This is a genomic window from Leptolyngbya sp. O-77, from assembly GCF_001548395.1.
Classification (GTDB): domain Bacteria; phylum Cyanobacteriota; class Cyanobacteriia; order Elainellales; family Elainellaceae; genus Thermoleptolyngbya.
Genome location: NZ_AP017367.1, coordinates 1,881,625 through 1,908,208, shown reverse-complemented (window position 1 = coordinate 1,908,208; position 26,584 = coordinate 1,881,625). Strand labels below are relative to the sequence as shown.

Sequence of the window (26,584 nt, the reverse complement as noted above, 5' to 3'; positions counted from 1 at the left end):
TTTGCAAAGTCCCAACTTCCAAGCATCACAGTGTAGCAGGCTTCGGGGGACAGGGTTGAGGGGTTGACCTAGCAGGACGGGAAACCCCCTCATCCCAATGTTCTTGCGGCAGATGCAAATGCGGCAGACGCATCTGCTCAGAGCGCCTGCACTGTCTAGCGAATGTTGCAGTCCGACAGTCGCCCCATCAGTGCCGCCAGCATTTGGATTTCGTCCTCGCCCCCAAAATCGCGCATCTTGCCCAGCGAACCAGACCGGAACCCAGACCATAGGTCCAGTTTCCAGTACCAGAGCGCGGGCAGATGTCCCGGTGGTGCGTGCAGCCCAAAGGTAAGCTGGCCGTAGGGCTTGAACATCGCGTAGGAACCGCCCACCCCTTTCCAGGCCCAATCGACCAGCACCGCAAAGTCCAACGCCCGCCGCGAGTGGGGCAGTCCAGCGCCCAGTCCTTGATAGATGCGCTCCTGCGTCGTAAAGCCAAAATGACCGTTGCTATACTTCTGCCACAGGCTGTTGATCGTGTTCAAATCCACGCAGGGAAACCGAGCCAGGGACTCTGGGCTGAGCCAATCCTGCTTTTGGCGACCTGCGGCTAAGAGCATTAGATGGTAGGTCAATCTGTCGGCTTCGGGCCAGAGCCGTTCTTGCAACAGTCCTTGCAGCCCGGTGTAGTCGATGCCGCACTCGGAGGGCAGCAAGTCGGCCGGAGCCTGGATGGGCTGTGGAACAGGAGCCATACCACCTCCCGAAACGATTTCTGGCGGCGGGTCGAGGGCTGTGATGGGCTGGCCCGGCGGCAGGTTGGGTGGAAAGGGGGCTGCGCCGTTGTTCCAGGCTGGGATGCCCGCTGGCGGCATGGCGTTTGGCGCATCGGTCAGGGGCGCATCAGTGAGGGGGCGATGTTGCTCCGCAACGCTTGCGCGATCGCCATTTGCAGGCTCTCCTGGAGGAGCGAGTTCCGGCGGCGCTCCGGCTGACCATCCTTCGGGCAGCGGCAGTTCTCCCAAGTCCTCTGGCTCCTCTTCTGGATAGTCTACAGGCGGAGCGGGGGTATCCAGGCTGCCGCCGATGCCATTCACCAGATCCAGGGGCGGCTGGGGCATGTTGGTGGAGATGTCTTCCGGCCAAGTCTCTTTGGTGGTGGGTTCAGGGGGAGCGGGTGCTGTCGCAGGACTAGAGGCAGCAGAACCAGGGTCGGTGGGTTCTGGTGGCACTGCTGGCGGGGCAGACACAGATGGCAGTGACGCTTCGGGGTCTGGGGGTGTTTGTCCTAGACCTTCGACCACAAACGCCTCAACATGAAGCTGCGGTTCTGGAAGCTGCGGTTCTGGCAGATCCGCCATCGGCGCTTCGGAATCTGGCGGCGGGGGCGGCATCGTGCCCGATTCCACGGGCGCTGGAGGGGCAGGGGGTTCTGTGTCAGATTGGGGGGCAGCGGTGGGTGGAGGCGGGTCGCTGGCCGTGGTGTCGGTGAATTCATCTGGAAGGGGAGGTGCTGCGGGGTTATCAACCTCTGCGCCCTGGCCCGCGCCATTGCCCGCCGATGTGGACTCAGCGGCTGCGGCGGGCAAATCCTCTGGCGACGTTTCCCACGGGTCAGGCAGCAGCGGGGATGGAGTCGGAGCCGTTGCAGGCTTGATGGGTGAACTGGCGGACGGTGCAGCGAGTTCGGCGGGGGGGCGTTTTGTAGGCTTGGCTGTTGATGGGGCTATTGAGGGTGGGGGGAGGGGGGCGATCGCCCCCAAATTCCCCTCCAAATTCGGGGTTGTTCCCAAATTTGCCCCCCAATTGAGCGGCTCTGGGCCAACCGAACCGGGCTGAGGCAAAAAGCTTTGGGGCGGTGCGGGCTGTCCGGTAGGCGGCGGCAGCGGTGGTGGGGGCGGGGGACTGGCAGCATTGCCCACGGCTGGCGGCACGGGCGGTGTAGCAGCGGTGGAAGGGCGGGGCTGCTCTTCTGCTTGGGCGCGGCGCTGGGCTTCGGCCAGGGCCGTTAGCTTACGCTGAATCGCGGCAATTTCCTCATCCGTCAGCATGAGAGACTCCTGAATCAGTTTTAGTTCAGATAGGCTCGATTCGTTTAAGGGATACTCTAGCCTAAGGCGTTGGGCAACCGCCTGCTCGTAGCGTTTCAGATTTTGCTGGTGCTGCTGCTGCTGGAGTTGGTGCAGCGCGTCTTGCTCTAGGGCTTCCACTTCGGCATCGCTAAGCTGGAGGCGCGTTTGCAAGGACTGGAGGCGATCGCGCTCGGATTTTCGCAGGGTCGGCTCCTGGGCGATCGCCTGCAAAAACGCCGCTCGATACTGTTGTCGCCGCGCTTCCTGCTCGTCTCGTTCCCTCTGCAAGCGGGCCCGCACGCGCTGTTCTGCCTGGTCGATTTGCACCTGGCGCAGGTCGAGCGCGTGTTGCAGCTTGTCTAGCTTGAGCCGATCGGCGGGGCCGAGGGTTTCGCTAGCCCGCAGTGCTGCTTCATACTCCTGTTCGTAGCGCAGCAAATTATGGCGATCGCGCTCGCGTCGTTCCTGAATTTGCTGCTGCACACGCCGTTCAATGGCGGTCACGTCTGCGTCGGCCAGCCCCCAGACAGATTGCTGCTGTTGCAGGCGATCGCGCACCGCGCTACTAGGCGGGTCGGCTTGCAGCAGCGCCTTGGTCAGGGCTTGCTCATACTGAATCAGGTGCAGGCGGTAGGCGGCTTCGCGCTCGGCGTAGGGCTGCATCAGCGCCTCGTGGATTGGCTCCACCTCTTCCTCCGACAGTTCCAACACCTGCTGCAATTCCCTCAGCCGATCCAGTTGTGCTGAAGACAGCGGATACGCCTGGGCCAGTTCGGCGCTGAGCGTCTGGCGATAGTCTTGCAGGCGCTCGGCGTGTTCTCGAAACGGCTGCATCAGTTCTGCCTCGATGCTGAGCGCATCGGCATCCGACAGCCCAAACTGCGATCGCCGCCGTTTCAAAATCGCTACCGATGCGGGAGCCAGCCGCCCGTCGGAACCAAGCTGTCGCTGCACGGCTTCCCGATAGCGCTGGCGGGGGTCTTGACGAAAAACGCGGGTGAGGGCGATCGCCCCGTCTTCATCCCGCAGCGCGATTAGTTCCGGCTGCATGGTGGGCAACACCAGCCGCACGCGATCGCTCGTGTAGGTGTGCAGCTCCTTCACCGACACCTTGCCGTCGTCATCCTGATCTGCCGCACCCGTGGTCATACCCTCTACCAGATGATGCGTATACAACGACAGATCCGGATCGCAGGCATCCAACACCACAGGCGCATCGTCCGCTGCCAGCAAAATCGCCCGCCCCTGCGCCCCAAGCTGATGCCCAATGCTAAAGGAACCGTTTGCCCGCGCCGCAACGGCTGGGTCAACCTGTGCATTAAAGCCGCAGTCTAAAATCATCACCTGCTGGCGCGAGCGGCTGCTGCCCGACAGATCGCGCACCAACCCCAAAGGCAGAGCAGTCGCTTTCACCAGTTGCCCGTCGGAGTTTCGGCGAGTAGAACGGGTCGCGAAGTAGGCCCGTCCCAAATCATCGCGCAGCCCCCGCCCCGAAAAGTACATCACCGCCAGATCGTTGGCGCTGCACTTGCGAAAGAATTCCTCAATGCGCTCCTCTAGCTCCATCCGGTCAGGGTCAAACACCTGCGGGGCTTCATCAAAGCCGCCGATTTCTGGATGCAGCAAAACCTCCCGCAGCGCGTTGACATCGTTTCGGGCGCTCGGAGATGGGCGGACGGCATCCTGATTTTGGTAGTTGCTGACCCCAATCAGCAGGGCATATTTCCCCATAGTGAACGCCTGAGCCAGCGGTAGAATCTGGTGCGGCTGGGAAGGTCACCCGATTCCGGAGCAAACTGCTCCGGGTTGACAGTTTTAGAAAATTTGGCAAGCCAGGTGATTGCTCGTCTTTCCTCATTTTCAGAACGCTTAACTTCAAGAATACGGTGATTTTTTCAAAATAGCGAACTTGTACGGTTGCAATGGGCACAACTGGGTACAGTTGGAGGGCATTTTGGGGACACCCGGTCCCAGTCGGCAGAACTTTCGGGAACGGGATCGCAGAGCGTAACGGAAGTTAACGGAAGCAGAACTTTCCGGAACGGGATCGCAGAGCGTAACGGAAGTTAACGGAAAATGAAACGAATCGTGAATAGATAATCCCTAATGTTATGAATCGGCGTAGGTTAAGGGGACATGAAATAGCCCCTGGCAAGCCAGTTAGGACAGGTAAATGTCGGACAGGCCAAATTGATGACCCTCTTTTCAGCGCTGACCATTCCGCCAGCCCTTAACGTCTAATTCCCAATTCCTAACGCCTTGCCATCACGGATTCTCCTCGCCCCTGGAGTGCCTATGAACGTGCTGCTGCTCTGGCCTGTGATGCCCAATTCCTTCTGGTCGTATCAGGAAACGCTGAATCTGGCGGGACTGCGATCGACCAATCCGCCCCTCGGCCTGATTACGGTGGCGGCGATGCTGCCGGAGGACTGGAACCTGCGCTTTGCCGATCGCAATGTCCGTCCTGAAACGGAAGACGACTGGGCCTGGTGCGATCTGGTCATGATCTCAGCAATGGTGATTCAAAAAGCAGACTTTCAAGCGCTGATTCGCAAGGGCGTGGCGCTGGGTAAGAAAGTGGCAGTGGGCGGCCCCTATCCCACATCCTATCCAGATGTGGCGCTGGAGGCGGGCGCACATTATCTGATTCTGGATGAGGGAGAATGCACGATTCCTCTGTTTCTGGAGGCGATCGCCCGCCATGAACCCAGCGGCATCTTTCGCTCTGCCGAAAAGCCCGATGTCACGCAAACGCCGATTCCCCGCTTTGACCTGCTGGATTTAGAAGCTTACCTGGCGATTACTGTGCAGTTCTCCCGCGGTTGCCCCTTTCAGTGCGAGTTCTGCGACATCATTAACCTCTATGGCCGCAAGCCCCGCACCAAGACACCAGAGCAAATGCTGGCGGAGTTTGATCGCCTGTATGACCTGGGCTGGCGGCGCTATGTGTTTGTGGTAGACGACAACTTTATCGGCAACAAGCGCAATGCCAAGGTGTTCCTGCGGGCACTAATTCCCTGGATGGAGGCGCACCAGTATCCGTTTATCTTACTTACCGAAGCCTCGCTGAACCTAGCAGAAGATGACGAACTTTTAGAACTCATGGTGAAAGCAGGTTTTACGATTGTCTTCATGGGCATTGAAACGCCCGATACCGAGAGCTTGGTGGGCATTAATAAACTACAAAACACGCGCCAATCGCTGATCGATGCTTGCCACAAGGTCACGCGGGCCGGGCTGCAAATCATGGCAGGCTTCATCATCGGCTTTGATGGCGAACGTCCGGGGGCGGGGCGGCGCGTGCGTGAGTTTATTCAAGAAACCGGAATTCCTCAGGCGCAATTTAGCATTTTGCAGGCGCTCCGCAATACGGCCCTGTGGAACCGACTTCAGCAGGAGGGGCGGCTCACCGATGGTCTGGGAACCTTCCATCAGGGCACGATCATGAACTTTGTGCCGACGCGCCCCGTGGAAGAAATCGCCCGCGAATATATCGATGCCTTTTGGTCTATCTATGACCCGATGAACTTCATGAAGCGCACCTTTCGCCATTTCCGCATGATGAATGGCTGGCGGGCCAAGAGCGATCGCCCCTTTACCCGCACCGAGTGGCGACTGTTTAGCGCCCTCTGCTGGCGACAGGGCGTGCTGCGCTCCACCCGCTTCCGCTTTTGGTGGCAACTGCTGGCGATCGCCCTCACCAAGCCGCGCCTGCTCTACGACTACCTCGTCGCCCTCGGCACAGGCGAGCATTTCTTCCAATATCGCCATGTGGTGAAGGCACAGCTTGAGGCGCAGTTAGCGGCTTTGGCAGCGGTGCAGACGGTGCAGACGGTGGACGAGCGTCCCGTAGCCAAGGTGATAGAATAAGCAAGATCACTTCAGAAACGTTGCTCTCATTCTTACCTTACTCTAGGATCGCCTCCAAAATCCCCTCCGCTCCAAACCGGATTACGTCCGTGCAGGGCAGTCCGGTTTCGTCCTGAGTCTGGGCGATCGCTCGCTTTGCCGCTGCTTCGTCGAGGTGAAAGGTGTTGAGGGCGATCGCCACCACTTTGGTCGGGGCAAAGGTGCCACCTGCACGAACGACGGTTTCATAAACCTGGATGACTTCCGGTAACGGCGGAATGTGGAAATCGGGGAAGCTGCGGATTTCGGTCTGGCCCGCGCGGTGAACCAGGACGAGGTGGGTGGGCTGGCTGCCGCGCATCAGGGGCAGCGTGGCCGTGGAGGCGGGATTCATCAGGGAACCCTGGCCCTCGATGTGCAGAATGTCTTGGTTGGGCGCATTCCGCAGCACGGCTTGCTCGACGGCTCCAGCAGCAAAGTCAATCCGCACTGCATCCAGCGGAATGCCGTCGTGCCCCAGCATTAGCCCCGTTTGCCCGGTGGCGATGAAGCGCGATCGCAGCCCCCGCTCCCGACAGGCCCGGTCTAGCTCCAGGCTGGCAGACATTTTGCCCACGCTCATATCGGTGCCCACGGTCAGCACCCGCTTGCAGGAGAGCGATCGCGCTTTGCCGCTGCCCACCGTCAGCCCCGCTGGCTCCTGCCGCACGTCCCAAATCCACTGCCCGTCGCGCACCAGCTCCTGCAAGTCGGGAGCCGTCGCCATTGGCGTGTGCAGCCCGTTGACCACCGACAGCCCCGCCGCTACGCCGTCCTTCACCTCTTGCCACCAGGCATCGGGCAGCGCCCCACCCGACGGCGCAATGCCAATGGTCAGCACGGTTGGAGCATAGGCCAGCGCCTCGCGCACCGAGGCCACGATCGGCACATCGCGGTTGATGCCCGTCACTTCAGGCAGCGATCGCCCCACCGCCGCTTGGTCAATCACCGCCACAATCGGAATGTCGCTATAGCGCAGCAGCGACAGCCCTGTTTTCCCGTGGGAACCCTGCGTTCCCTCATGCAGCAGAATGGCAACCCGACTCTCAGTCGTTAGCATCATGGAATTTACTCAAGGGGTTCAGCAACTCAATTCGGACTTCGGACTATATATCGGACTGAATTCAGGCTGACGCAGTGGGGTGATGTCTCGCAAGATGCTCTCTCGCAAACTGGGCCCGCAAGAAATCATCCAAAATCCAGAACATTCATCGCAAGCGCGTCAGCCCTGTATATATCCATAATCAGGGGTCGGGAAGGCAATTATGGTAGCGCTTTTGTCTCACGCGCTCACCTGCCGCGTTCCAATCCTGACTCCGATTCACTGTCTCCGGATATCTGAACCTCCTGGAGGGTGAAATAGAGCGTGCTGCCCTGCCCAGGCTGGCTCTCTGCCCAGATTTTGCCGCCGTGGCGCAGGATGATGCGCTGCACCAGCGCCAGCCCAATGCCCATGCCCTCAAATTCCTGCTCCGGATGGAGCCGCTGGAATGCGCCAAAGATCTGATCAGTGAATTCGGGCGGAAAGCCCACGCCGTTATCGCGGACGAACAGCGTATGGTTAGGCAGGCAGCCGATTTCGACGCGGGGCTGGGGCGTGGGGCGGCTGAACTTGACGGCATTGTCGATCAGATTGGCAAACACCTGCTGGAGCAGGGTCGCGTCGCCCGACACCGTTGGCAAATCCCCAATCACAAATTCGACGGGGAAACCGGGCTGTTCGTCGGACGTGGCCAGGGCGATCGCCCGATCGACCAGCGGCCGCAGCGAGACGGGACGTTGCACGAGCGATCGCCGCGTCACCCGCGAGAGATCGAGTAATCCGTCGATTAGCAAGCCCATCTTGCGGCTGCTGTTGCGAATGGTGTCCAGATAGTGAGTCACTTTGGGGTCATCCAGCCAGCCGTTGGCCGCTAGGCGATCGCCCAAGGCCGCCACAAAGCCCGAAATATGGCGCAGGGGGGCCCGCAAATCGTGCGACACCGAGTAGGAAAAGGACTCTAGCTCGCGGTTGATCGCCTCTAGCTGCTCGGTGCGCCGCATCAATTCTTGCCGGGCCAGCACTAGGTCTGCGACTTGATCACGCTGCGATTCGCAACGCAATCCCTGCGGAAATCGTCCCTGTTGCGCTGCGGGGCGCTGCTCGGTGAGGTCGATCAGTGTGCAAACCGCCCCTGACGCAGAAGTGCTCGGAGGCAAGGGCTGGATGCTCAGCCTGAGCCAGGTAACAGACCCTCCGAAAGCACCATTCTGCCCAGCCTGGGGTATCCCCACCACCGCTTGCAGGGTCGCGCCAGTGGCGATCGCCTGCTGAACCAACTGCGCCACCGATAGCTTCGACCCCGCTTCACAAATCCAGCCTTCAGTCAGGCATTCGAGCGGGCTATCCGGTGGCAAATCGCCCGTCCGCCCCAAGAGCGATCGCCCTATCTGGTTGCAAAACAGTATCTCGGCCCGCCGTCCACAGACCACCACTCCGACGCTTACCGCGTCCAGAATCGATCCCTGCTGCTCCCAACTGTCCACAACGCTGCTGACTCTAACGCTGCTGACTCTATCGATCGGTTCCACCCTAATCATTGACGCTGATTAACCATCGCTCACACACCAGGCGAAACATGGGAGATGAAACACGGGGCATCTGCCGCCAGAAAATTCTCCGCCCAATGCTTCTTATTCAGAATTCCCACAAAGGTTACTTTTCTCAACACTGACTCAGATGCCTGATGCTCTGCGTCCCACCAGCTTACCAGACGCTTACCGACTGACAATTCCCGACCACTGCACCTGCTTTCGCCGCTCTCGCCGATAGGAAAAGAAAAGCTCCGGCGTTTGATAGGTGCAGTAGGGGGCGATCGCCACCTGCTCTGGCAATAGACCCAGATTCAGCAGTTGCAGCGCGTTGACCCGGCGCACATCCAGCCGCACCCGACCGGGCTGTGGGTCGGGATGTAGCGGCGAATGGGGCAGCGACCCCAGCGTTTCCAGAATGGCCTCAGCCACTTCATCGGGCAGTCGCGGTTTGGCCGGATCGGGCACATCGCTCGACGGCGCTTGCGGATCGAGCGGGGCAGCGTCCTGTCGCCAGCGTCCGGCAAATTCCGGCAATACGGTCGCGCCCACTTCGGCGGCAACGGTTGTTGAAACCTGGTACACCTCGCCGGCGATCGCCGGGCCCAGCGCTACCCGCAGGTCTGCCAGCCGACTGCCACGCTCCTGCAACCGGGCGATCGCCACGGGCACGATCTCCAGCGCTGTGCCTCGCCAGCCCGCATGAACCGCTGCCACCCGCCCCGTCGAAACGTCCGCAATCAGCGCAGGCACACAGTCTGCCGAGCAGACCCACGCCGCCTCCAGCGTCCCATCCGTCACGCTGCCATCGGCCTGCGGCCAGCCCGACTCATCCGCCACGCCCAGACCTGCGGACTCTTTTGCTAAAATCTCTGCCGCGCCCAACACCCGATTGCCATGCACCTGCTTCACCCGCAGCAGTCGTGCCTCCGGCTTCAGCGCCAGGGTTAGGTCTTCTGGGCTACACGGCGCAAACTGCCGGGTAAAAAAGCCGTGATCAAACCCGTCCAGCAAACTACAGGTCAGGTAAGACGCGCCGCGCCAGTCACGCCATTGCCAGTCGTGCATCAGAACCTCAGAGAACAAGAGGATAGACCTTGATGGTATAGCACTTGTTGGGCTGCTGATGCTTTTGGTGAGGGCTATAGCATTCAAGCTATTTGTTGAGCCAAAACTTCTTGCACAAAATTAAAGCGGGTACTCCAATGATTTCATCTCCTGAAGTCCTGCATCCAAACAAATTGGATAGATTTTCACTTGTTTGCTACCATCCTTCGCGCTTGTGCCAGAAGTTGCGCTGTTTCTTCTGTAAGAGTCTGTTCTTGCATCTCCAACTCGTGAATACGCGCACGAAGTACTTCTATCCTCTTCTCAGGAGTCAATCCCTTAAGAAAATCAACTGGGATAACATTCGATTCACCATCTAGCCAAGTTACAGCGTTTTTGAAGCTAGTGAGGCACACGGATGGTCAATAAGCCCTTGCCTCGTGAGGGCAGCATGTGCCTCACCCCGCAAGAAAATGCTGTAGAACCCTTTGAAGTTTTGCCTGATTTGCGGCTTGCACTTTAGGGTTCTTTAATCTCTTTTCGACAGAGCCTTTTATGTCAGATGCCCAATACTCTTTCAATCCACCATTCATTGATGCAGCATCTAGCCCCTTTACGAGCTGCTTGACTGCATAATCAGAAAGACCAAAAGCCTGCAAGTGAAGTTTCGTTACTTTTTCAGTGCCGTTATCCATTTCCACCTCCCTGGTTTTTCCCAGAAGCCTGCTTCAGAAGGTCTGCTATGTATGCAGCCTGTGCAGTCAGTGCCCATACTTACTCGCCCTAGCGATTGTGTCTGATTAAGGGTTTACCCAGTTCACCCCATCATATTTGAGGATTATTCCCTTAAATAAATTTAGGAAACCTAACTTCAGCTTACATTCGCAGCCCAACAATTCAAATGCAGCGGATGGTTGAAAGATACTGGTGCTAGAGTTGAAGGCATCTGCCGCCGCTGATTTGAGCCGTTAGCCCTCAGTGCTCTGGTTCTGTCAGCTTTCGGGTGGGTAGGCGATGGCTGCTCCCGCAGGGCTTACGCCAACGCCCCCCCAATTGCGAAGGTGCAGTTCTTCGAGATCTCGGTCATTGCAAACCAGCCCCAACAGCGTTCGGATAAGCTGCAAACCTTGAGCAGTGATAGGCTTGGTTCAGCAGTTCGAGGTTCCGAGAGGTGTCGGGGGGGCGATCGCCCAGAGGTTTTGGTGTTGGGAGATGAAGGGCGATCGCCCAGAAGTGTCGGTGTTGGGATTGCAATTGTCAGAGGGGCAATCCCATAGGTTTTGTGCAGTGCTACGAAGCTGCTGCTCTGTAGCAAATAGTCTTTTTTGGGTTAGGAAGGTGGGATTAGGCGATAAACGTGGTGAAAGAGTGGGAGCGATCGCCCCAAACCCGCTATTTTTAATGAAGGACTTTTGCGCCTGACCCCTGACCTCTGACCCCTAATATGCCGAATCGCATTCTTGACCTCCTTCGCCAGGGCCAGCCCAACGATGCCGTAAACGTGCGCGGCTGGGTGCGGACGAAACGTGAACAAAAGGAATTCACCTTTATCGAAGTGAACGATGGCTCCTCGATGGCGGGGCTGCAAGTGGTGGCAAATCAAGACATGCCGGGATATGCCGAGGCGATCGCCCGCATCAACACGGGCGCGGCGGTGGAGGTATCAGGTGTGCTGGTGGAGTCACCTGCCAAGGGGCAGCGGATTGAGCTACGGGCGGAGTCGGTCACGGTTTACGGCGAGGCAGATCCCGAAACCTATCCGCTGCAAAAGAAGCGCCACTCGTTTGAGTTTTTGCGGACGATTGCCCACCTGCGATCGCGCACCAACACGCTGGGAGCCGTCTTCCGCGTCCGCAACGCGGCGGCTCAGGCGGTGCATCACTTTTTCCAGGAACGCGGCTTTTTGTGGGTTCACACGCCGATCATCACCGCCAGCGACTGTGAGGGCGCGGGAGAGTTATTCACCGTCACCAATCTGGATTTGAAAAATCCGCCCAAGACGAAAGAAGGCGAGGTTGATTTTGGGCAAGATTTCTTTGGCAAACGCGCCTATCTCACTGTCTCCGGCCAGCTAGAGGCGGAAATTATGGCAATGGCGTTTTCTAACGTCTACACTTTTGGCCCCACGTTTCGTGCCGAAAATTCCAACACGTCGCGTCATTTGGCGGAGTTCTGGATGATTGAGCCAGAGATGGCGTTCTGTGACTTGCTAGGCAATATGGAACTGGCTGAGTCTTTCCTGAAGTATGTGTTTAAGCATGTACTGGAGACCTGCCCAGAAGACATGGCGTTCTTTAATGAGCGCATTGAAAACACGGTGTTGGAAACGGCGGAGAACATTATCAACAGCGAGTTTGCGCGAGTGACGTACACAGAGGCGATCGCCCTGCTGGAAAAGAGCGATCGCACGTTTGAATATCCCGTTTCCTGGGGGTTAGACTTGCAATCGGAACATGAGCGTTACCTAGCAGAGGAATTGTTTAAGAAACCGCTAATTGTCACGGATTACCCAGTTGAAATCAAAGCTTTTTACATGCGACTGAATGATGATGGGAAGACGGTTCGCGCAATGGATGTGCTTGCGCCGCGTATTGGGGAAATTATTGGCGGATCACAGCGTGAGGAACGCCTGGATGTCCTAGAAAAACGCATCCAGGATTTGGGAATGCCCATCGAAGATCTCTGGTGGTATCTCGATCTGCGACGGTTTGGCACGGTGCCCCACGCGGGCTTTGGGCTGGGCTTCGAGCGCCTGGTGCAGTTCATGACGGGAATGCAAAATATCCGCGATGTCATCCCCTTCCCCCGCACGCCACTCAGTGCTGAGTTTTAGGCAGCAAGTGGGTCTGAAATCTGACCTACGAGCCGACGTGCAAGCCGAAAAGAAAAACCGCCTGCGGGGCTGAATTCACAGGCGGCTATGCAGAGGTTCTCTGCCCGATTTAGGGTGAAGCGATGACTCAGACAGGAGAAGCCTCTGACGCTCGGAATGCAGCGAATGTGTCCAGCACGTTTGCGGAGGGAGCCGTCCAGCCGACGATGCCGCCCTGCGCCCGCACCATGTCCAGAGTTGCTTGCTTAAATTCTGGAAAATAGCTCTCGGTGCAATCTTCCACCATCAGGCATTCGTAACCGCGATCGTTGGCTTCGCGCATCGTCGTCTGCACGCACACCTCCGTCGTCACGCCCGTCACCAGCAGGTGGGTGATGCCGCGCTCTGCCAAAATTGCGCCCAGCGGTGTCGCATAGAATGCGCCTTTTCCTGGCTTGGTGATGACGACTTCACCCGGCAGCGGAGCCAAGTCGGGAATAATGCCGTTGCCCGGTTCCCCCAGCACGAGAATTCGCCCCATTGGGCCCTCGTCGCCAATTTTCAGTGAGCCTTTGCCCCGATTGAGCTTGGCGGGCGGGCAGTCGGATAGATCGGGCTGATGGCACTCGATCGTGTGGATCACAGGCAAACCCAGCGCTCGAAACGCTGCCAGCAGTTCCTTCAGCGCTGGAACGATCGCCTGGAGCCGCGTTACGTCATTGCCTAGCGCATCGCCAAAGCCGCCCGGTTCCATAAAGTCGCGCTGCATGTCGATGATGACCAGTGCCAGTTTGCTCAGGTCGTCTGGCAGGGTGTATTCGTAAGGAAGCGCTGTGATGGTTAGACCCATGATTGGTGTTCTCCAGCAGGTCAGTTTTGGATTTCGGATTTTGGATTTTGGATGTGCGGCTAATGGCCAGCCATACTGGTGCCGATCGCCCCAAAGTCTGCTTCACTCGTTGGGCTGTCGTATACAAACTTGCCGCCGCTGATGACAATGAGGCGATCGCTCAATTTCAGCAGCTCGTCCAGATCCTCACTCACCAGCAGCACCGCCACGCCTCGGTTTCGGGCATCTACGATCTGAGTGTGGATGAAGTCCACCGCGTTAAAATCCAGACCAAAGCAGGGGTTTGCCGCAATCAGCAGCTTGATGTGATCGGCAGACAATTCCCGTGCCAAAACCGCACGCTGTACGTTTCCGCCAGAGAGATTGCCGACGGGCGTTTCGGGTGATGGCGTTTTGACGGAAAACTGGTGAATCAGTCCCACTGCCATGTTCCGAATTGCGTTCAGAATTAGCATGATTCCCTTTGCCTGGGGTGGACGATCAAAGGTTCGCAGGGCCATGTTTTCTGCGACGCTCATGTGCGGCACGCAAGCGTTCTTCAGTGGTTCCTCCGGCAGGGCAAAAACCTTGTGTTTGAACATTTCAGCACGGGTCGCGCCGTAGGGTTCACCGTTGACCCAAATCTCGCCAGACGTGGGTTCGCGCTGTCCTGCCAACACTTCTACTAGTTCTCGCTGACCGTTCCCCGAAATGCCTGCAATGCCAACAATCTCGCCGCTGTGAACGGTTAAGTTCACGCCTGAGACAGCCTCTACGCCGTTGTCTTTGTTGGCGTGCAGATCCCGCACTTCCAGCACAGGGGCTTTTTCCAAGTCGTCAACTTTGTTAACGGGTGTTGGCTCTTTTTTCTCGCCCATCATCATTTCTGCCATCTCTGGCACGGTCAGATCCTTCACCAGGCCGCTGCCCGCAAACTTGCCCTTACGTAAGACGGTGATCTCGTCGGTAAAGGCCATCACCTCACGGAATTTGTGCGAAATCATCAGCACGCTCAGCTTGCCATCGGTGACCTGTTCGCGCAGCAGACCCAGCACTTCGTCTGCCTCGGCGGGGGTCAGCACCGAAGTCGGCTCATCCAGAATTAGGATGCGGCTCTTCAGGTAAAGCTGCTTGAGAATTTCCAGCTTTTGTTTTTGTCCGGCGGCGAGTTGGGCAATCGGCACGTCGATCGGCACGCGGAAGGGCGAAGCATCCATAAAGGCTTGAAGCTCCTCTAGTTCATCCTTCCAGTTGATTAGCGCCTTGCTTTCGTAGCGAGACAGAACCAGGTTTTCGGCGACCGTCATGGCAGGAACGGAGGTGAAATGCTGATACACCATGCCGATGCCGTAGTGGTGTGCATCGCGGGGATTGGCGATTTTCACCGGGTTGCCGTCGATCAGCACGGCCCCAGCGGTGGGGGAATAAAAGCCCATGATGCACTTGACTAGGGTGCTTTTGCCCGCGCCGTTTTCGCCCAGTAGTGCGTGAAAGCTGCCAGGTTTGAGATGCAGCGATACGTTATCCAGCGCGATGAGTGTGCCAAAGTGCTTGGACATGCCCGTGACCTGGAGATCGGGCGGACGCTCGACTTGGAGGGTTGGGCTAGTTGTGGCGGTGGAAGTCATGAGGGGTTGTGGGGTTAGAGGTTAACCAAGGTTGAAGATGGGGCTGTTTGAGATGCGATATGCAGAGGAAATGTATTAATTAATGAATCTATCAATGAATCTACTGATGATGAGACGCTATGAGGCGATCGCCTCGATGAAGGAACGTGAATCGGATACCGCGCCGAACACGCCGCCCTGCATTTTGATCATCTTGAGGGCGGCCAGATGATTGCCATAATCCGTGGCAGCAGTACAGTCCGAGAGCAGTAGACACTCATAGCCGCGATCGTTAGCATCTCGCATGGTGGTATGCACACAGACATCAGTGGTGACTCCGGCAAGGACGATATTTTGAATACGATTGCGCTGTAGCACAAGATCTAGATCGGTTGCGTAGAAGGAACCCTTGCCGGGTTTGTCGATTACCACTTCGCCGGGTAGTGGGGCCAGTTCGGGGATGATTTCCCAGCCCGGTTCGCCGCGCACCAGAATCTTGCCGCAGGGCCCCGGATCGCCAATGCCCGCTCCAATTTGGCGCGATCGCCACTGTTTGTTTTCTGGCAAATCCGACAGGTCAGGGCGATGTCCCTCGCGGGTATGCATGACGTGATAGCCCTGCGCCCGTGCGGCTGCCAGCACAGACTGGATTGGCTCGATCGGCGCACGGGTTAGCGATAGGTCATAACCCATCTTGTCTACGTAGCCACCCGGGCCACAAAAGTCGATCTGCATATCGATGACTAGCACCGCCGTATTTTCGGGATGCAGTTCGCCATTAAACGGATAGGGATAGGGATCGGCCTCTACAAAACGTCCCATAATCAACCTCCTGAATCAGCTATCGGTTCCAAGGGCACCGGGAACGCCGCTGAGCGTGCGCTTGGGTGAGCAGGTGAAAATCATGATCAGCAGCGTCAGCACGTAGGGCGCGGCGTTGAACAGGTAATAGCCTTCCTTGATGCCGACGGATTGCAGCGCCGGGCCGAGGGCCTGTGCGCCGCCAAACAGCAGCGATGCCCAGAGGCACATGATCGGGTTCCAGCGGGCAAAGATGACTAGCGCTACTGCCATCAAGCCCTGACCGCTGGAGATACGCTCCGTCCACAGGCCGGGATAATATAGCGACAGTGCCGCGCCGCCGATGCCCGCCAGGAAACTTCCGGCAATGACACTGAGCATCCGCACTTTGAAAATCGACACGCCCATTGCACGAGCGGCTTCGGGGCTGTCGCCCACGGCGCGAATAAACAGTCCCCAGCGGGTGGAGCGGAAAAACCAGGCCATCAGAGGGGCGATCGCCAGCCCTATCAAAAACAGCGGACTGATTTGCAGGGCGGCTTGCAGGGCGGGAATCTCGCTCCAGTTGCCCAGGTTGATTGTCGGCAGTTGGGGAGCCTTGGGCTGAATAAAAGGCTTGCCAAAAAAGAACGCCACACCGCTGCCAAAGATAATCATGGCGATGCCCACTGCCACATCATTGACGCGAAACTGCTGCGATAGCCAGCCGTGGATTGCGCCGAGAAACGCTCCCGCCAGCCCTGCTGCGATTACACCCAGCCAGGGTGAGCCAGTGAGATAGGAGATCGCGTAGGCCGCCATCGCGCCCGTCAGCAGCGTCCCTTCCAGACCCAGGTTAATTTTGCCGCTCTTTTCCGTCAGGCACTCGCCCAGGCTGACGAACAGAAAGGGCGTGCCGCCGCGCATGGTTCCCGCAATGATTGCCAGGGGAACGCCAAGCCAGCCGATTGCTTGTGAAGGTTCTGACATAGTTGAAGTGTTGGGGTGTTGGGGTACTTCTGATGAGGTGAGGGCGATCGCTCTGCTGCTCCACCGCCTCATCGCGTCTGGCTCAAACCGTGACCACTGGCTCCTGTCCGGGACTCGGCGGCGGCGGTGCGGGGGGTTCGATAACGATGGGCTTTTCCTTGAAGAGGCCGAACTTGCCGTAGAGCGAGTCGCTATAAAGCACCATCAAGAAGACGAGTCCCTGGAAGATCAGCACGGTGGCATCGGGCAGTCCGTGGGCCCGCTGGAGGATGCCGCCGCTGGCGAGGATGCCCCCGACTAGGAGGGAAATCAGCACGGCGGCGAGGGGGTTGTGGCGGGCGGCGAAGGCAACAAGGATGCCGCCATAGCCGTAGCCGACATTCAATGATTCGTTGGCAGCGCCCTGCACGGCGGCGACTTCTACCATGCCCGCCAGACCCGCGCAAGAACCCGCCAAAAAGCAGATCATCACGGTCAGTTTGCCGACGGGCAGACCCGCAATCTTGGCAGCGCGGATGTTGCCACCAGCGGTGCGGGCAGCGAAGCCAAAGGTGGTGCGCTGCATCAGGAAATAGGCAATGACGCAGGCGATCAGCCCATACAGCAAGCCCCAGTGAACCCGCGTGCCGGGAATGTTGCCCAGCATGTTGACCTCCGCCAGCGGAAAGGTGGAGGGCTTGTTGAGGGAGCTGGGGTCGCGCATGGGGCCGCCAACGAGGTGATTCAGCAGGGCGATCGCCACGTAGTTCAACAACAGGCTACTAATCGTCTCATTCACGCCGCGATAGTGCCGCAGCCAGCCCGCCGCGCCGATCCAGATGCCGCCCATCACCATTCCGGCGATCGCCATCCCCACTTGCACAACAAAAGGAGGGAAAGCCGTTCCCATAGCGAGACCCATCGAAACGGCTGCCAGTCCACCAACCACAAGTGCGCCTTCGTTGCCAATGATCACCAGCCCCAGTCGGGCGGGCAGCGCCGTACACAAGGCAGACAACATCAGCGGAGCCGCCCGCACCAGCGTATTTTGGAAGGTACTCCACTGGCCAAACGCCGCCTTCCAAATCGAGGCATACACGGCGAAGGGATTCGTTCCCACCAGCGCACAAAAAATTCCAAACAGCAAGATTCCGGCCAAGATGGCCCCAAACGACAGACAAAGAGATTCCAGCGTCCTGCGCCAGGTTTGAGAAAGAGCCATTGTTCTCTAGCCTCCCACCGACCCGATCACGCCGTCCACCAAATAATCCATCTGCTCCAGTTTGGGATCTTTTTGCTCCAGCTTTTCGCTCGCACCAACGACGGTGCCGCCCTTGTTGTCCTTCACCTCGCCGGAGTAGATGACGAGGCTGCCATCCATTAGCTTGGCCTTGGCTTCGTCTGCGGCGGCCTTGGCTTCGGCGCTGACGGCGGGGCCATAGTCCGACACTTTGCAGAAGCCGTCACTCAAGCCGCCCCGCAGAATGTGGTCGATCGTGCCATCTTGCAGCGACTTGCCTGCGTAGATGTCTTCAGCAATTTTGGAATAGATATTCGTCCAGTCCCACTCGGCTCCTGTGAGGTAGCCCTTAGGAGCCAGGGCCGCTTGGTTGGCATGATAGCCTGTGCAGAAAATGCCGCGCCGTTCCGCAGTTTCCATCACCACTTTCGGACTATCGACGTGGCAAGTGACGACATCAATGCCCTGATCCACCATACTGTTGGTGGCTTCGGCCTCTTTGATCGGCTCGGCCCAGTTGCCCGTGAACAGAACCTGCGTAGTGGCATCGGGGCGGACGCTGCGAGCGCCAAGGGTGTAGCTGTTCACGTTACGAAGCACCTGGGGAATCGGCTTTGCTGCTACAAAGCCCAGCTTGCCGCTCTTAGACGTGAGCGCCGCAACGATGCCCGCAACGTATTGCGCCTCGTCGATATAGCCAAAGTAGCTGCCAATATTTTTCGGCGTTTTCCCTTCCTGGTACAGTCCGCCCGCGTGGAAAAACTGCACGTCGGGATATTCTTCCGCCAGCTTCAGGATGTGCGGGTCAAAGTAGCCGAAGGACGTGGGAAAAACTGCCTTTGCGCCGTCGATGTCGATCATGCTCCGCATTGACTCGGCAACGGCGGTGGTTTCGGGCACGTTTGCCTCTTCCACCAGCTTCACCCAGCTAAACTTCTTCGCCATGCCCGCTGCGCCCTCGGCGTGGGCTTGGTTGTAGCCGTAGTCGTCCTTCGGCCCGACGTAGATAAAGCCGATGGTCAGTGGGTCGCCGCCGCCAGTTGCGCCGCCTTCAGCCGCAGTATCGGTGCTGCCAGAGCCAGCGGGACTGCACGCTGTTCCCAATTTCGCTGTCAGTCCAAACGCGCTGGTGGCGAGTAGCCCTCGAATCACCTGCCGACGAGACACGTTCAAAATTCGTTTCCTGCCTGTTGCTTTGCTCACAGTGCCAGCTCCCTTAGCGACAAAACCTGGTGACGAAACCTTTGCGGTGAAATCCTAATCTCGAAACTCTTGAAACTTTGAATCCCCAGATTGCGGCGGCTCGAAAAACCCTGAAGCCATCCTGACTGGGGCGATTAGAAGTTAGACCAAAGCCTATCAAAGCCGCGCCGGAAATAGGGTTCTAAAAGGTGTGGGGAAGGTTCGCAAAAGGTTCTATCTGGGACAAACATAATGTGCCTTGGGCTACAAAGGGCGATCGCCCAAACCGTTAGCATCGCTGATACGCAGCGGGGAGCCGCAGTGGGGAGCAATGAGCGCGATCGCCCTGATAGCGGGCAATTTCGAGTCTTTTTTGTAAACAGTTATGAACTCCGAAGAAGCCCTAGCCATAGTTGAGTTCGCCCTGCGGGACAATCGCCTGAGCAAGCTGCAACGTGCGGTGTTTTGTCAGGCATGGGAGGAGCAATCTTATCTAGAAATTGCTCGTCGCTATGGCTATGAGTTGGGCTATATAAAGCAGACGGGTTCCCAACTCTGGCAACTGCTGTCGGATACGTTTCAGGAAAAAGTCACTAAGCACAATTTGCAGGTTGTGCTAAAGCGGCAGGCTCCACGAGTGAAAGCCACGGTTTCAGACCTGGAGCGATCAGACCCCGTTGCCTTAGAACCCATGACTTCAGATCCGTCGGCTGTGCTGGCGCAACAGGCTGAACCTGGCGTAAATCGAGAGCCGCTGCCGCGAAGTTCTGCTCTGCTGCCGCCTGCTTCGGTCGCCACCTTGCTCGAAACCCGCGTGGCGATCGCCCCTCCCGTTCCCGCGGCTGCTTCCCTGCCTGCGCCCGTGACCGATTGGGGCGATGCGGTGGATCTGCCCGCCTTCTATGGACGCGATGCCGAGTTGCAGCAAATTGAAGACTGGATCATGGGCGATCGCTGTCGGCTGATCCTGATTTTGGGCATGGGGGGCATCGGCAAAACCACGCTGTCCGTCAAGCTGGCAAAGCGGCTGTCGGAGCAGCAAGCCGTCAAGTCAGACGACTACTCTGCGCCGTTTCAGTTCACCCTCTGGCGATCGCTCCGCAATGCGCCGCCCGTCCTTGAACTGCTGGCAGATTTGATCCAGGTTCTCTCCCATCGCAGGGATGCCGACTTGCCCGACTCGCTGGACGGGCGCATTCGCCGCCTGCTGGACTATCTGCGGCAGCACCGCTGTCTGATTATTCTGGACAACGCCGAAACGGTGATGCGGCAGGGCGATCGCGGCGGCGGCTACTTACTCGGCTACGAGGGTTATGGGCAACTGCTGCAAGCCCTGGGCGAAGCAGAACACCAGAGTACCATCCTCCTCACCAGCCGCGAAAAGCCGGGAAACCTGGCGGTGCGCGAAGGGTCGCATCTCCCGATTCGCTCGCTGCGGCTGTCGGGCTTGCCGCCAGACATTGGGCAGGAACTCTTGGCACTGAAGGGCGAATTTAGCGGCACAGATGCCGAGTGGCAAACGCTGGTGAGCCACTATGCGGGCAATCCTCTGGCGCTGCAAATGGTTGCCTCGGTGATTCAGGACCTCTTCGACGGGCAGCTTACAGACTTTCTGGACTGTCTGGAAACGGGAACCTCGGTCTTCGGCGATATCCGCGATCTATTGGCGCAGCAGGTAAACCGCCTCTCGCCGCTAGAGCGACAGGTGATGGACTGGCTGGCGATCGCCCGCAAACCCGTTACGCTGTCCAGTCTGCGATCGTGGCTAGTGCCACCCGTGGCGTTGGGGGCGCTGCTGGAGGCAATTTGTTCCCTAGAGCGGCGCTGCCTGATTGAGAAAACCGCACCGCGCCTCACCGAAAAATCGCAGGTAAGGTTCACGCTCCAGCCCGCCGTGATGGAATATGTGACGGAACAACTCATTGAACGGCTTCAGGAGGAGATTGGTCACGTTGGTGCTGCTCAAGCTGAATGCGCGAGTGACCATTCTGTGATTTCAAGCAACCTGCTGTATACCCACGCAGTCCTCCAGCCCCAGGCAAAGGATTATATCCGCGAAACGCAGACTCGGATGATTCTTGCGCCCCTGGCAAAGCGCCTGCTGGAAAACCAGACCCAGACCCAGCTAGAAGAACGAGTGCGATCGCACCTCGCGCACCTCCGCTACACGCCTCAGGCGCAGTCTAGCTACACAGCCGGAAACCTGCTAAATCTGCTGGTGCAACTGGGCACAGATCTGGCGGGTTGGGACTTTTCGGGACTCGCGGTGTGGAATGCGTATCTGCGCGGTGTGAACCTGCATCGGGTCGATTTCACCGGGGCAAATTTAACCCGATCGGTGTTTACCGAAACCTTTAGCCAGATTTTGGCGATCGCCTTTAGTCCCGATGGCAAGCTGCTGGCAACGGGCGACGTGAACCACGAAATCCACATCTGGCAGGTTTCCGACGGCAAGCAGTTGCTCAGCCTGCGAGTGGATGAAGGCTGGGTCTGGTCGGTGGCGTTTTCACCCGACGGGCGCACCCTCGCCAGCAGCGCCAATCGCAGCGTCCACCTGTGGGACTTGCAAACTGGAGCCTGCCTGAAGACGCTCCAGGGATATAGCGATCGCGTCTTTTCGGTGGCTTTCTCACCGGATGGACAATACCTGGCGACAGGCAGCGAAGACCACTGGGTGCGCGTCTGGAATGTGCGATCGGGAACCCTCCTGCATTCCCTGGCGGGCCATACCCATGAAGTTCGCTCCGTTGCCTTTTCGCCTGCCCCGCTGCGGCAGGGGACGACCGCGAAGTCTGTATCCAAATCTCCCGCTTTTCTGCTGGCCAGCGCCAGCTACGACGGCACGGTACGCCTGTGGAATGTCAGCAGCGGTGCGTGCCTTGCCACCCTGAAACACCCAGACCCCCTTGCGACAGGGGCGCTACCCTGGGTTTGGTCAGTGGCGTTTTCACCCGACGGCCACACCCTTGCCAGCGGCAATGACGACGGCACGGTGCGCTTGTGGATGGTGGAATCGTCCGGAACTTCGAGGGCTGTGATGCCGACCGCGCACCCCCCCCTGCAAGGCTCCCGGCAACCCGTGCGGGCGATCGCCTTTAGCCCCGACGGACGCACCCTCGCCAGCGGTAGCGACGACGGCACGCTGCGCCTGTGGGACTATCGCCAGGGCGACTGTCGGCGCGTGCTAACAGGGCACCGGAGCTGGATTTCGGCGATCGCCTTCAGCCCAGACAGCGGCATCCTCGCCAGCGGCAGCGAAGACCAGTCCGTGCGCCTGTGGGACGGTCGCGGCCTCTGCCTGCGAACGCTCCAGGGCTACAGCAATGGCGTATGGTCGGTGGCGTTTTCGCCCGATGGGCACACCCTCGCCAGCGGCAGCCAGGATCGCACCCTGCGCCTGTGGGATCGGCAAACGGGGCAACTCCTCGGCAGCTTGCAGGGTCACACGCGCTGGATCTGGTCGGTTGCATTTCACCCAACACAGCCCCTCCTGGCCAGCGGCAGCGAAGACCACAGCCTCAAGGTGTGGAACTTTCAGACGCAGCGGCTAATGCAAACCCTGGAAGGACATCGCGACGCGGTGCTATCGGTGCTTTACAGCCCCACGGGCGAAACGCTGCTCAGCGGCAGCCTCGACGGCACAATCAAGCTTTGGGATGCCCAGATGGGGCTATGTCGCCGCACGCTGGCAGGGCACGAAGGCGGCGTGTGGTGTTTGGCGCTGAGTGCCGACGGTCGCCTGCTGGCCAGCGGTAGCCAGGATCAAACCCTGCGCCTGTGGAATCTGGAAGCCGGAACTTGTCTGCAAACGCTGACCGGGCACACAAGCTGGATTCGGGCGATCGCCCTCAGTCCCAATGGACAACTCCTCGCCAGCGGCAGCGCCGACGGCGTAATCAAACTCTGGCGCATCCAAGACGGGGCCTGTTTGCACACCCTCGCCGCCCATCGTGGGCCCGTGCTGGCGATCGCCTTTCACCCCAGCGGCAGCCACTTTTCCAGTTGCAGCACCGACACCACCCTCAAGCTCTGGGATTCTGGTGCTGCCACCTGCCTGCACACGCTCCACGGACACCACCGCTGGGTGCGCTTCCTGGCCTATAGCCCCGATGGCAACACCCTGGTAAGCTGCGGGCAGGATGAGACAATTCGCCTCTGGGAGCTAGGATTTGAGGAGCAGGGGTGTTGCGATGAAGGCGCGTCCCCAAGCGCTTTCCCGCCAGCCTCGCACCTGCGGCAACCCGAAGCTTCCTGGGTGCTGCGCGTGCCGCGACCCTACGAAGGAATGGCGATCGCCCAAGTCACCGGACTCACCGACGCACAGCGGGCCACCCTGCGGATGCTGGGCGCGGTAGAGTGATGCCGTGCTGAAGTGATGCCGGGTAAGTGACACCGGGTTGAAGTGATACTGTGCTGAAGTGATGCCGGGTTGAAGCGCCAGTCATAGCAACAACTGCAAAAACTTCAAATCTAGCCAGCGGTCAAACTTGTAGCCCACCTGTCGCAGATGCCCGACTTCTGCATAGCCAAAGCGCTGGTGCAGCCGCAGGCTGGCGGCGTTGTCGGCATCAATTCCCGCAATCAGGGTGTGTAGGCTGCGAGCTTTGGCCGCTTCGATGAGGGGTGCAAGGAGGCGTTGACCAATGCCGCGCCCGCGAGCGTGAGCCGCCACATAGACCGAGCTTTCGGCGGTGTGGCGGTAGGCGGCCCAGGCGCGGAAGGGGCCGAGCGCAGCATAGCCCAAAATTTCGGGAGGTTCGGCTTCGTCCGATTCGGCTGAGTCGGCAGCGGCGACCAGGATGGGATAGCCCTCTGCCTGTCGAGCGACAAACCAGGCTTGGCGCATGTCCAGCGTGTGCGGCTCGTAGTCGTAGACCGCAGTTGTGTGCAAAATCGCGTCGTTATAAATAGCGAGAATTCCGGGCACGTCGGCTTCGGTAGCAGGGCGAATGCACAGCCCGTCCAGCGGCGAGTCGGTCGGCGTTTGTGGGATCATGCAGTCATTCCCCTTTTGTAAAACTGCTTTATCCTACGATGCACTCGATGTCTCAACTGCCTCATATTCATCCAACGGAGCTGGCCGAGCGGCTGGCACAAGGCGAGGCACTGCAACTGGTAGATGTGCGCGAACCAGAGGAACTGGCGATCGCCCAACTCGACGGCTTTATCAACCTGCCGCTGAGCCAATATGGCGAATGGTCAACCGATATCCACAGCCGCCTAGATCCGGAGGCAGAAACCATCGTCATGTGTCACCACGGGATGCGATCGGCGCAGATGTGCGGCTGGCTGCTGTCGCAAGGTTTCCAAAATGTCAAAAACCTGACGGGCGGCATTGAAGCCTATGCGATCGCCGTCGATCCCAGCCTTCCTCGCTACTGACGCGCTGACTGGGTGAATCTCAAAAGACGACTTTTGCGAGTTTTCGTCGCACTATCGCGCAATAATCTATACTCCAGAGTCCGTATCTTTTCTGAAAGGCGATCGACGCTCGGCTCATGGGACAGCAACAGCGGCTGTCCTACGGTTGCCTGTGCGCGAAAGAAAATTTCACACCCTGAACCCTGGCGCTTGAACTCAGGCAGTCCGTGTCGATTTGGGATTTTAGATTAATGATTTTAGATGGCCAACCCCACGGTTTGTAAGATTTCCAGCCGTTTTGCAGGCGGATTCACCCCAGGCAATCGATACAGAACTTTGCGTTAAAAAGATCCGGTTTTGGCAAATAACGGTGCGGATGAGAGAGACATGCGAATTGGGGAACCAGGGTGTGCAGATTGAGAATCCGTCCATCGGGCAATTTGTGCCAGGGGCGATCGCGGTAGATTAAGGCTGCGAAGGCTACAGTCATTGATATACAAGGACTTTGAAGCCAGTGCGATCGCTGCCCTTTACATCGCTTTGCCTGTGGAACCCTGCACTCCTGACCCAAGCCAAAGCAACTTTTGCAACTCCGGTAGGAACATCACCGATATGCAAGCGTCATCTAGAAGTGTCATCTCCCAAAGCCAAGCGTTGCCCATGAGCGAGTCTATGTCTGCGTCCTGGTCTGCCATTGGGGCCCCTGCGCCCCAGGCCAAGGTTCCGGCAGAGTCTCTGTCGAACTACGATTTGATCCTGCAATGCCAGGCGGGGCTGCGGCCTAGCAAAACGGCTTTTGCGGAACTGATTCGACGCTACCAGTCTCATGTAGACAAAGTGCTATACCACCTTGCGCCCGACTGGTCAGACCGGGCGGACCTGGCACAGGAGGTTTGGATTCGGGTTTATCGCAACGTCAAGCGGTTGCAAGAGCCAGAAAAGTTTCGTGGCTGGCTCAGCCGAATCGCGACCAACCTGTTTTATGACGAGCTGCGGAAGCGCAAGCGGGTCGATAGCCCTCTCTCGCTCGACGCGCCGCGCACGCTAGACGATGGCGAGATGGATTGGGAGCTTGCGTCGGATGGGCCCGGCCCGTCTGAAGATTTGGTCACACGCGAGTTCTATGACCAGCTACGGGCGGCGATCGCCGATTTGCCCGAAGTCTTTCGCACGACGATCGTCCTGCGGGAGATCGAAGGCATGGCTTATGAAGAAATCGCTGAAATTACGGGTGTGTCTCTGGGCACGGTGAAGTCTAGAATTGCCAGAGCGCGTCAGCGGCTTCAATCTCAGCTCCAGACCTATCTGGATGGCTAAAGGGCGACCCCGCCCAGGCCTTGCTTCAGCAAGGGAAATAGTTGGCGATCGCATCAGGTTTCTGGTTTCACATGTGATTTGTGCGACTGGAGGCTGAGGCTAGCTTTACTATATTTCCCTTATGATCAACATGGTTTGAGCTACGGACTTTCACAATCGCACGTCTTTTGTGTATCCACTCTGTGTACTGACTCATCGGTTTAGCGGTTTGCTCTCGATTCTGAGTCCTTGATTGATTTGACCATGATGCCTGATATAAACGACGGTAAAACTCCCTGGCAGCGTGCCTCTCGCCCTGCGTCTGGGGGCGGTCTGCCCCAAGAATGGGCACACCGTTCACCTGTAGAACCGATAGATCACTTAAAGCGCGATCGCTTTGAGTTATTGAGCGCCTATCTAGATGGCGAAGTCTCCGCGAGCGATCGCCGCCAGATTGAGGCGTGGCTCGCCAGCGATCCCTCAGCACAACAGCTTTACGCTCGTTTGCTCAAACTCCGCCAGGGGTTGCACGGGCTACGCACCCTTCCCGTTCCCACTCAGCGCCCTGTCGAGCAGACAGTCAGCCAGGTGATGCATCGGCTAGAGCAGAAGCCCAAGCGCAGAATGGCTTGGGGCGGCATGGCAGCAGCGGCGGCGCTGTTTGCGGGCGCAGTGACGACGGTGGTGGCTCCAAGCTATCTTTCCCCGCATGTCAACGTGATTTCCCAGTCCGATTCTCAACTGATGATCGCGCTGGATCGTCCAGTCATTGACATTCCTGACATTGCCAATCCCAGTGCTGTGTCTCCGAGGACGACGGCTGTTCCCGTTCCCGACGTGGTTCCTGTTGCACCGTCTAACGGCGGGCAGCCTATCACTCCCTAAAGAGGCTCCAGCAAAATAAATCTATAGCAGGGTGCATGGGCTGCGTTTGGCTCATGCACTCTG

Annotated in this window: 18 protein-coding genes; 6 read left to right on the top strand and 12 right to left on the bottom strand. The window is 58.5% G+C overall.

Translation table 11 applies throughout. From position 1 onward, the window contains the following. Positions 1 to 155: 155 nt before the first annotated feature. A complete protein-coding gene (locus O77CONTIG1_RS08130; RefSeq protein WP_068509626.1) occupies positions 156 to 3,785 on the bottom strand; it encodes a GUN4 domain-containing protein in 3,630 nt (1,209 codons plus the stop codon). A gap of 564 nt (positions 3,786 to 4,349) precedes the next feature. On the opposite strand from O77CONTIG1_RS08130, the gene O77CONTIG1_RS08125 reads away from it, so the two are divergent. Next, positions 4,350 to 5,924: a B12-binding domain-containing radical SAM protein gene (locus O77CONTIG1_RS08125; protein ID WP_068509624.1), complete on the top strand. Its 1,575-nt coding sequence runs from the start codon at positions 4,350 to 4,352 to the stop codon at positions 5,922 to 5,924. Positions 5,925 to 5,961: 37 nt separating this feature from the next. Here O77CONTIG1_RS08125 and O77CONTIG1_RS08120 read toward each other — a convergent pair whose 3' ends face one another. From O77CONTIG1_RS08120 to O77CONTIG1_RS08105, 4 genes are all read right to left on the bottom strand, one after another. Then, a complete protein-coding gene (locus O77CONTIG1_RS08120) occupies positions 5,962 to 7,005 on the bottom strand; it encodes a DUF1611 domain-containing protein (protein ID WP_068509621.1) in 1,044 nt (347 codons plus the stop codon). A gap of 227 nt (positions 7,006 to 7,232) precedes the next feature. Beyond that, entirely contained in the window at positions 7,233 to 8,468 is a 1,236-nt protein-coding gene (locus tag O77CONTIG1_RS08115) for an ATP-binding protein (RefSeq protein WP_197673348.1), read from the bottom strand. A gap of 231 nt (positions 8,469 to 8,699) precedes the next feature. Then, the gene (pgeF, locus tag O77CONTIG1_RS08110) at positions 8,700 to 9,599 is read right to left on the bottom strand and encodes a peptidoglycan editing factor PgeF (RefSeq protein ID WP_317134225.1); all 900 of its coding nucleotides are present in this window, start codon (positions 9,597 to 9,599) and stop codon (positions 8,700 to 8,702) included. Positions 9,600 to 10,018: 419 nt separating this feature from the next. Then, a complete protein-coding gene (locus tag O77CONTIG1_RS08105) occupies positions 10,019 to 10,255 on the bottom strand; it encodes a hypothetical protein (protein WP_068509613.1) in 237 nt (78 codons plus the stop codon). Between the two features lie 749 nt (positions 10,256 to 11,004). Between O77CONTIG1_RS08105 and asnS the strand changes: the two genes are divergently transcribed. After that, positions 11,005 to 12,393 (top strand): asparagine--tRNA ligase, encoded by a 1,389-nt coding sequence (asnS, locus tag O77CONTIG1_RS08100; protein ID WP_068509610.1) that lies wholly within the window; start codon positions 11,005 to 11,007, stop codon positions 12,391 to 12,393. Between the two features lie 127 nt (positions 12,394 to 12,520). On the opposite strand, the gene O77CONTIG1_RS08095 is transcribed toward asnS, so the two are convergent. The 6 genes from O77CONTIG1_RS08095 to O77CONTIG1_RS08070 all read right to left on the bottom strand — a co-directional run bounded on the left by O77CONTIG1_RS08095 (position 12,521) and on the right by O77CONTIG1_RS08070 (position 19,000). Continuing rightward, the gene (locus tag O77CONTIG1_RS08095) at positions 12,521 to 13,222 is read right to left on the bottom strand and encodes a cysteine hydrolase family protein (protein ID WP_068509608.1); all 702 of its coding nucleotides are present in this window, start codon (positions 13,220 to 13,222) and stop codon (positions 12,521 to 12,523) included. Positions 13,223 to 13,281: 59 nt separating this feature from the next. After that, positions 13,282 to 14,829: an ABC transporter ATP-binding protein gene (locus O77CONTIG1_RS08090; protein ID WP_068509604.1), complete on the bottom strand. Its 1,548-nt coding sequence runs from the start codon at positions 14,827 to 14,829 to the stop codon at positions 13,282 to 13,284. 117 nt (positions 14,830 to 14,946) lie between these two features. Next, positions 14,947 to 15,630: a cysteine hydrolase family protein gene (locus O77CONTIG1_RS08085; protein WP_068509602.1), complete on the bottom strand. Its 684-nt coding sequence runs from the start codon at positions 15,628 to 15,630 to the stop codon at positions 14,947 to 14,949. A gap of 15 nt (positions 15,631 to 15,645) precedes the next feature. After that, positions 15,646 to 16,578 (bottom strand): ABC transporter permease, encoded by a 933-nt coding sequence (locus O77CONTIG1_RS08080; RefSeq protein ID WP_068509600.1) that lies wholly within the window; start codon positions 16,576 to 16,578, stop codon positions 15,646 to 15,648. Between the two features lie 82 nt (positions 16,579 to 16,660). Then, positions 16,661 to 17,779 (bottom strand): ABC transporter permease, encoded by a 1,119-nt coding sequence (locus O77CONTIG1_RS08075; RefSeq protein WP_068509596.1) that lies wholly within the window; start codon positions 17,777 to 17,779, stop codon positions 16,661 to 16,663. 6 nt (positions 17,780 to 17,785) lie between these two features. After that, positions 17,786 to 19,000, bottom strand: a complete 1,215-nt coding sequence (locus tag O77CONTIG1_RS08070; RefSeq protein ID WP_225894718.1) for a BMP family ABC transporter substrate-binding protein — start codon at positions 18,998 to 19,000, stop codon at positions 17,786 to 17,788. A 364-nt stretch (positions 19,001 to 19,364) separates the two neighbouring features. Between O77CONTIG1_RS08070 and O77CONTIG1_RS08065 the strand changes: the two genes are divergently transcribed. Next, positions 19,365 to 23,339 carry an AAA family ATPase gene (locus O77CONTIG1_RS08065; RefSeq protein WP_068509591.1) on the top strand — a complete coding sequence of 1,325 codons (3,975 nt, stop codon included), beginning with the start codon at positions 19,365 to 19,367 and terminating at the stop codon, positions 23,337 to 23,339. Between the two features lie 81 nt (positions 23,340 to 23,420). On the opposite strand, the gene O77CONTIG1_RS08060 is transcribed toward O77CONTIG1_RS08065, so the two are convergent. Further along, entirely contained in the window at positions 23,421 to 23,975 is a 555-nt protein-coding gene (locus tag O77CONTIG1_RS08060; protein ID WP_068509589.1) for a GNAT family N-acetyltransferase, read from the bottom strand. Positions 23,976 to 24,022: 47 nt separating this feature from the next. On the opposite strand from O77CONTIG1_RS08060, the gene O77CONTIG1_RS08055 reads away from it, so the two are divergent. The 3 genes from O77CONTIG1_RS08055 to O77CONTIG1_RS08045 all read left to right on the top strand — a co-directional run bounded on the left by O77CONTIG1_RS08055 (position 24,023) and on the right by O77CONTIG1_RS08045 (position 26,521). Next, positions 24,023 to 24,361 carry a rhodanese-like domain-containing protein gene (locus O77CONTIG1_RS08055; protein ID WP_084782366.1) on the top strand — a complete coding sequence of 113 codons (339 nt, stop codon included), beginning with the start codon at positions 24,023 to 24,025 and terminating at the stop codon, positions 24,359 to 24,361. 651 nt (positions 24,362 to 25,012) lie between these two features. Then, the gene (locus O77CONTIG1_RS08050) at positions 25,013 to 25,657 is read left to right on the top strand and encodes a sigma-70 family RNA polymerase sigma factor (RefSeq protein ID WP_286132614.1); all 645 of its coding nucleotides are present in this window, start codon (positions 25,013 to 25,015) and stop codon (positions 25,655 to 25,657) included. A gap of 243 nt (positions 25,658 to 25,900) precedes the next feature. Next, the gene (locus O77CONTIG1_RS08045; protein ID WP_225894717.1) at positions 25,901 to 26,521 is read left to right on the top strand and encodes an anti-sigma factor family protein; all 621 of its coding nucleotides are present in this window, start codon (positions 25,901 to 25,903) and stop codon (positions 26,519 to 26,521) included. The last annotated feature ends 63 nt before the right edge of the window (positions 26,522 to 26,584 follow it).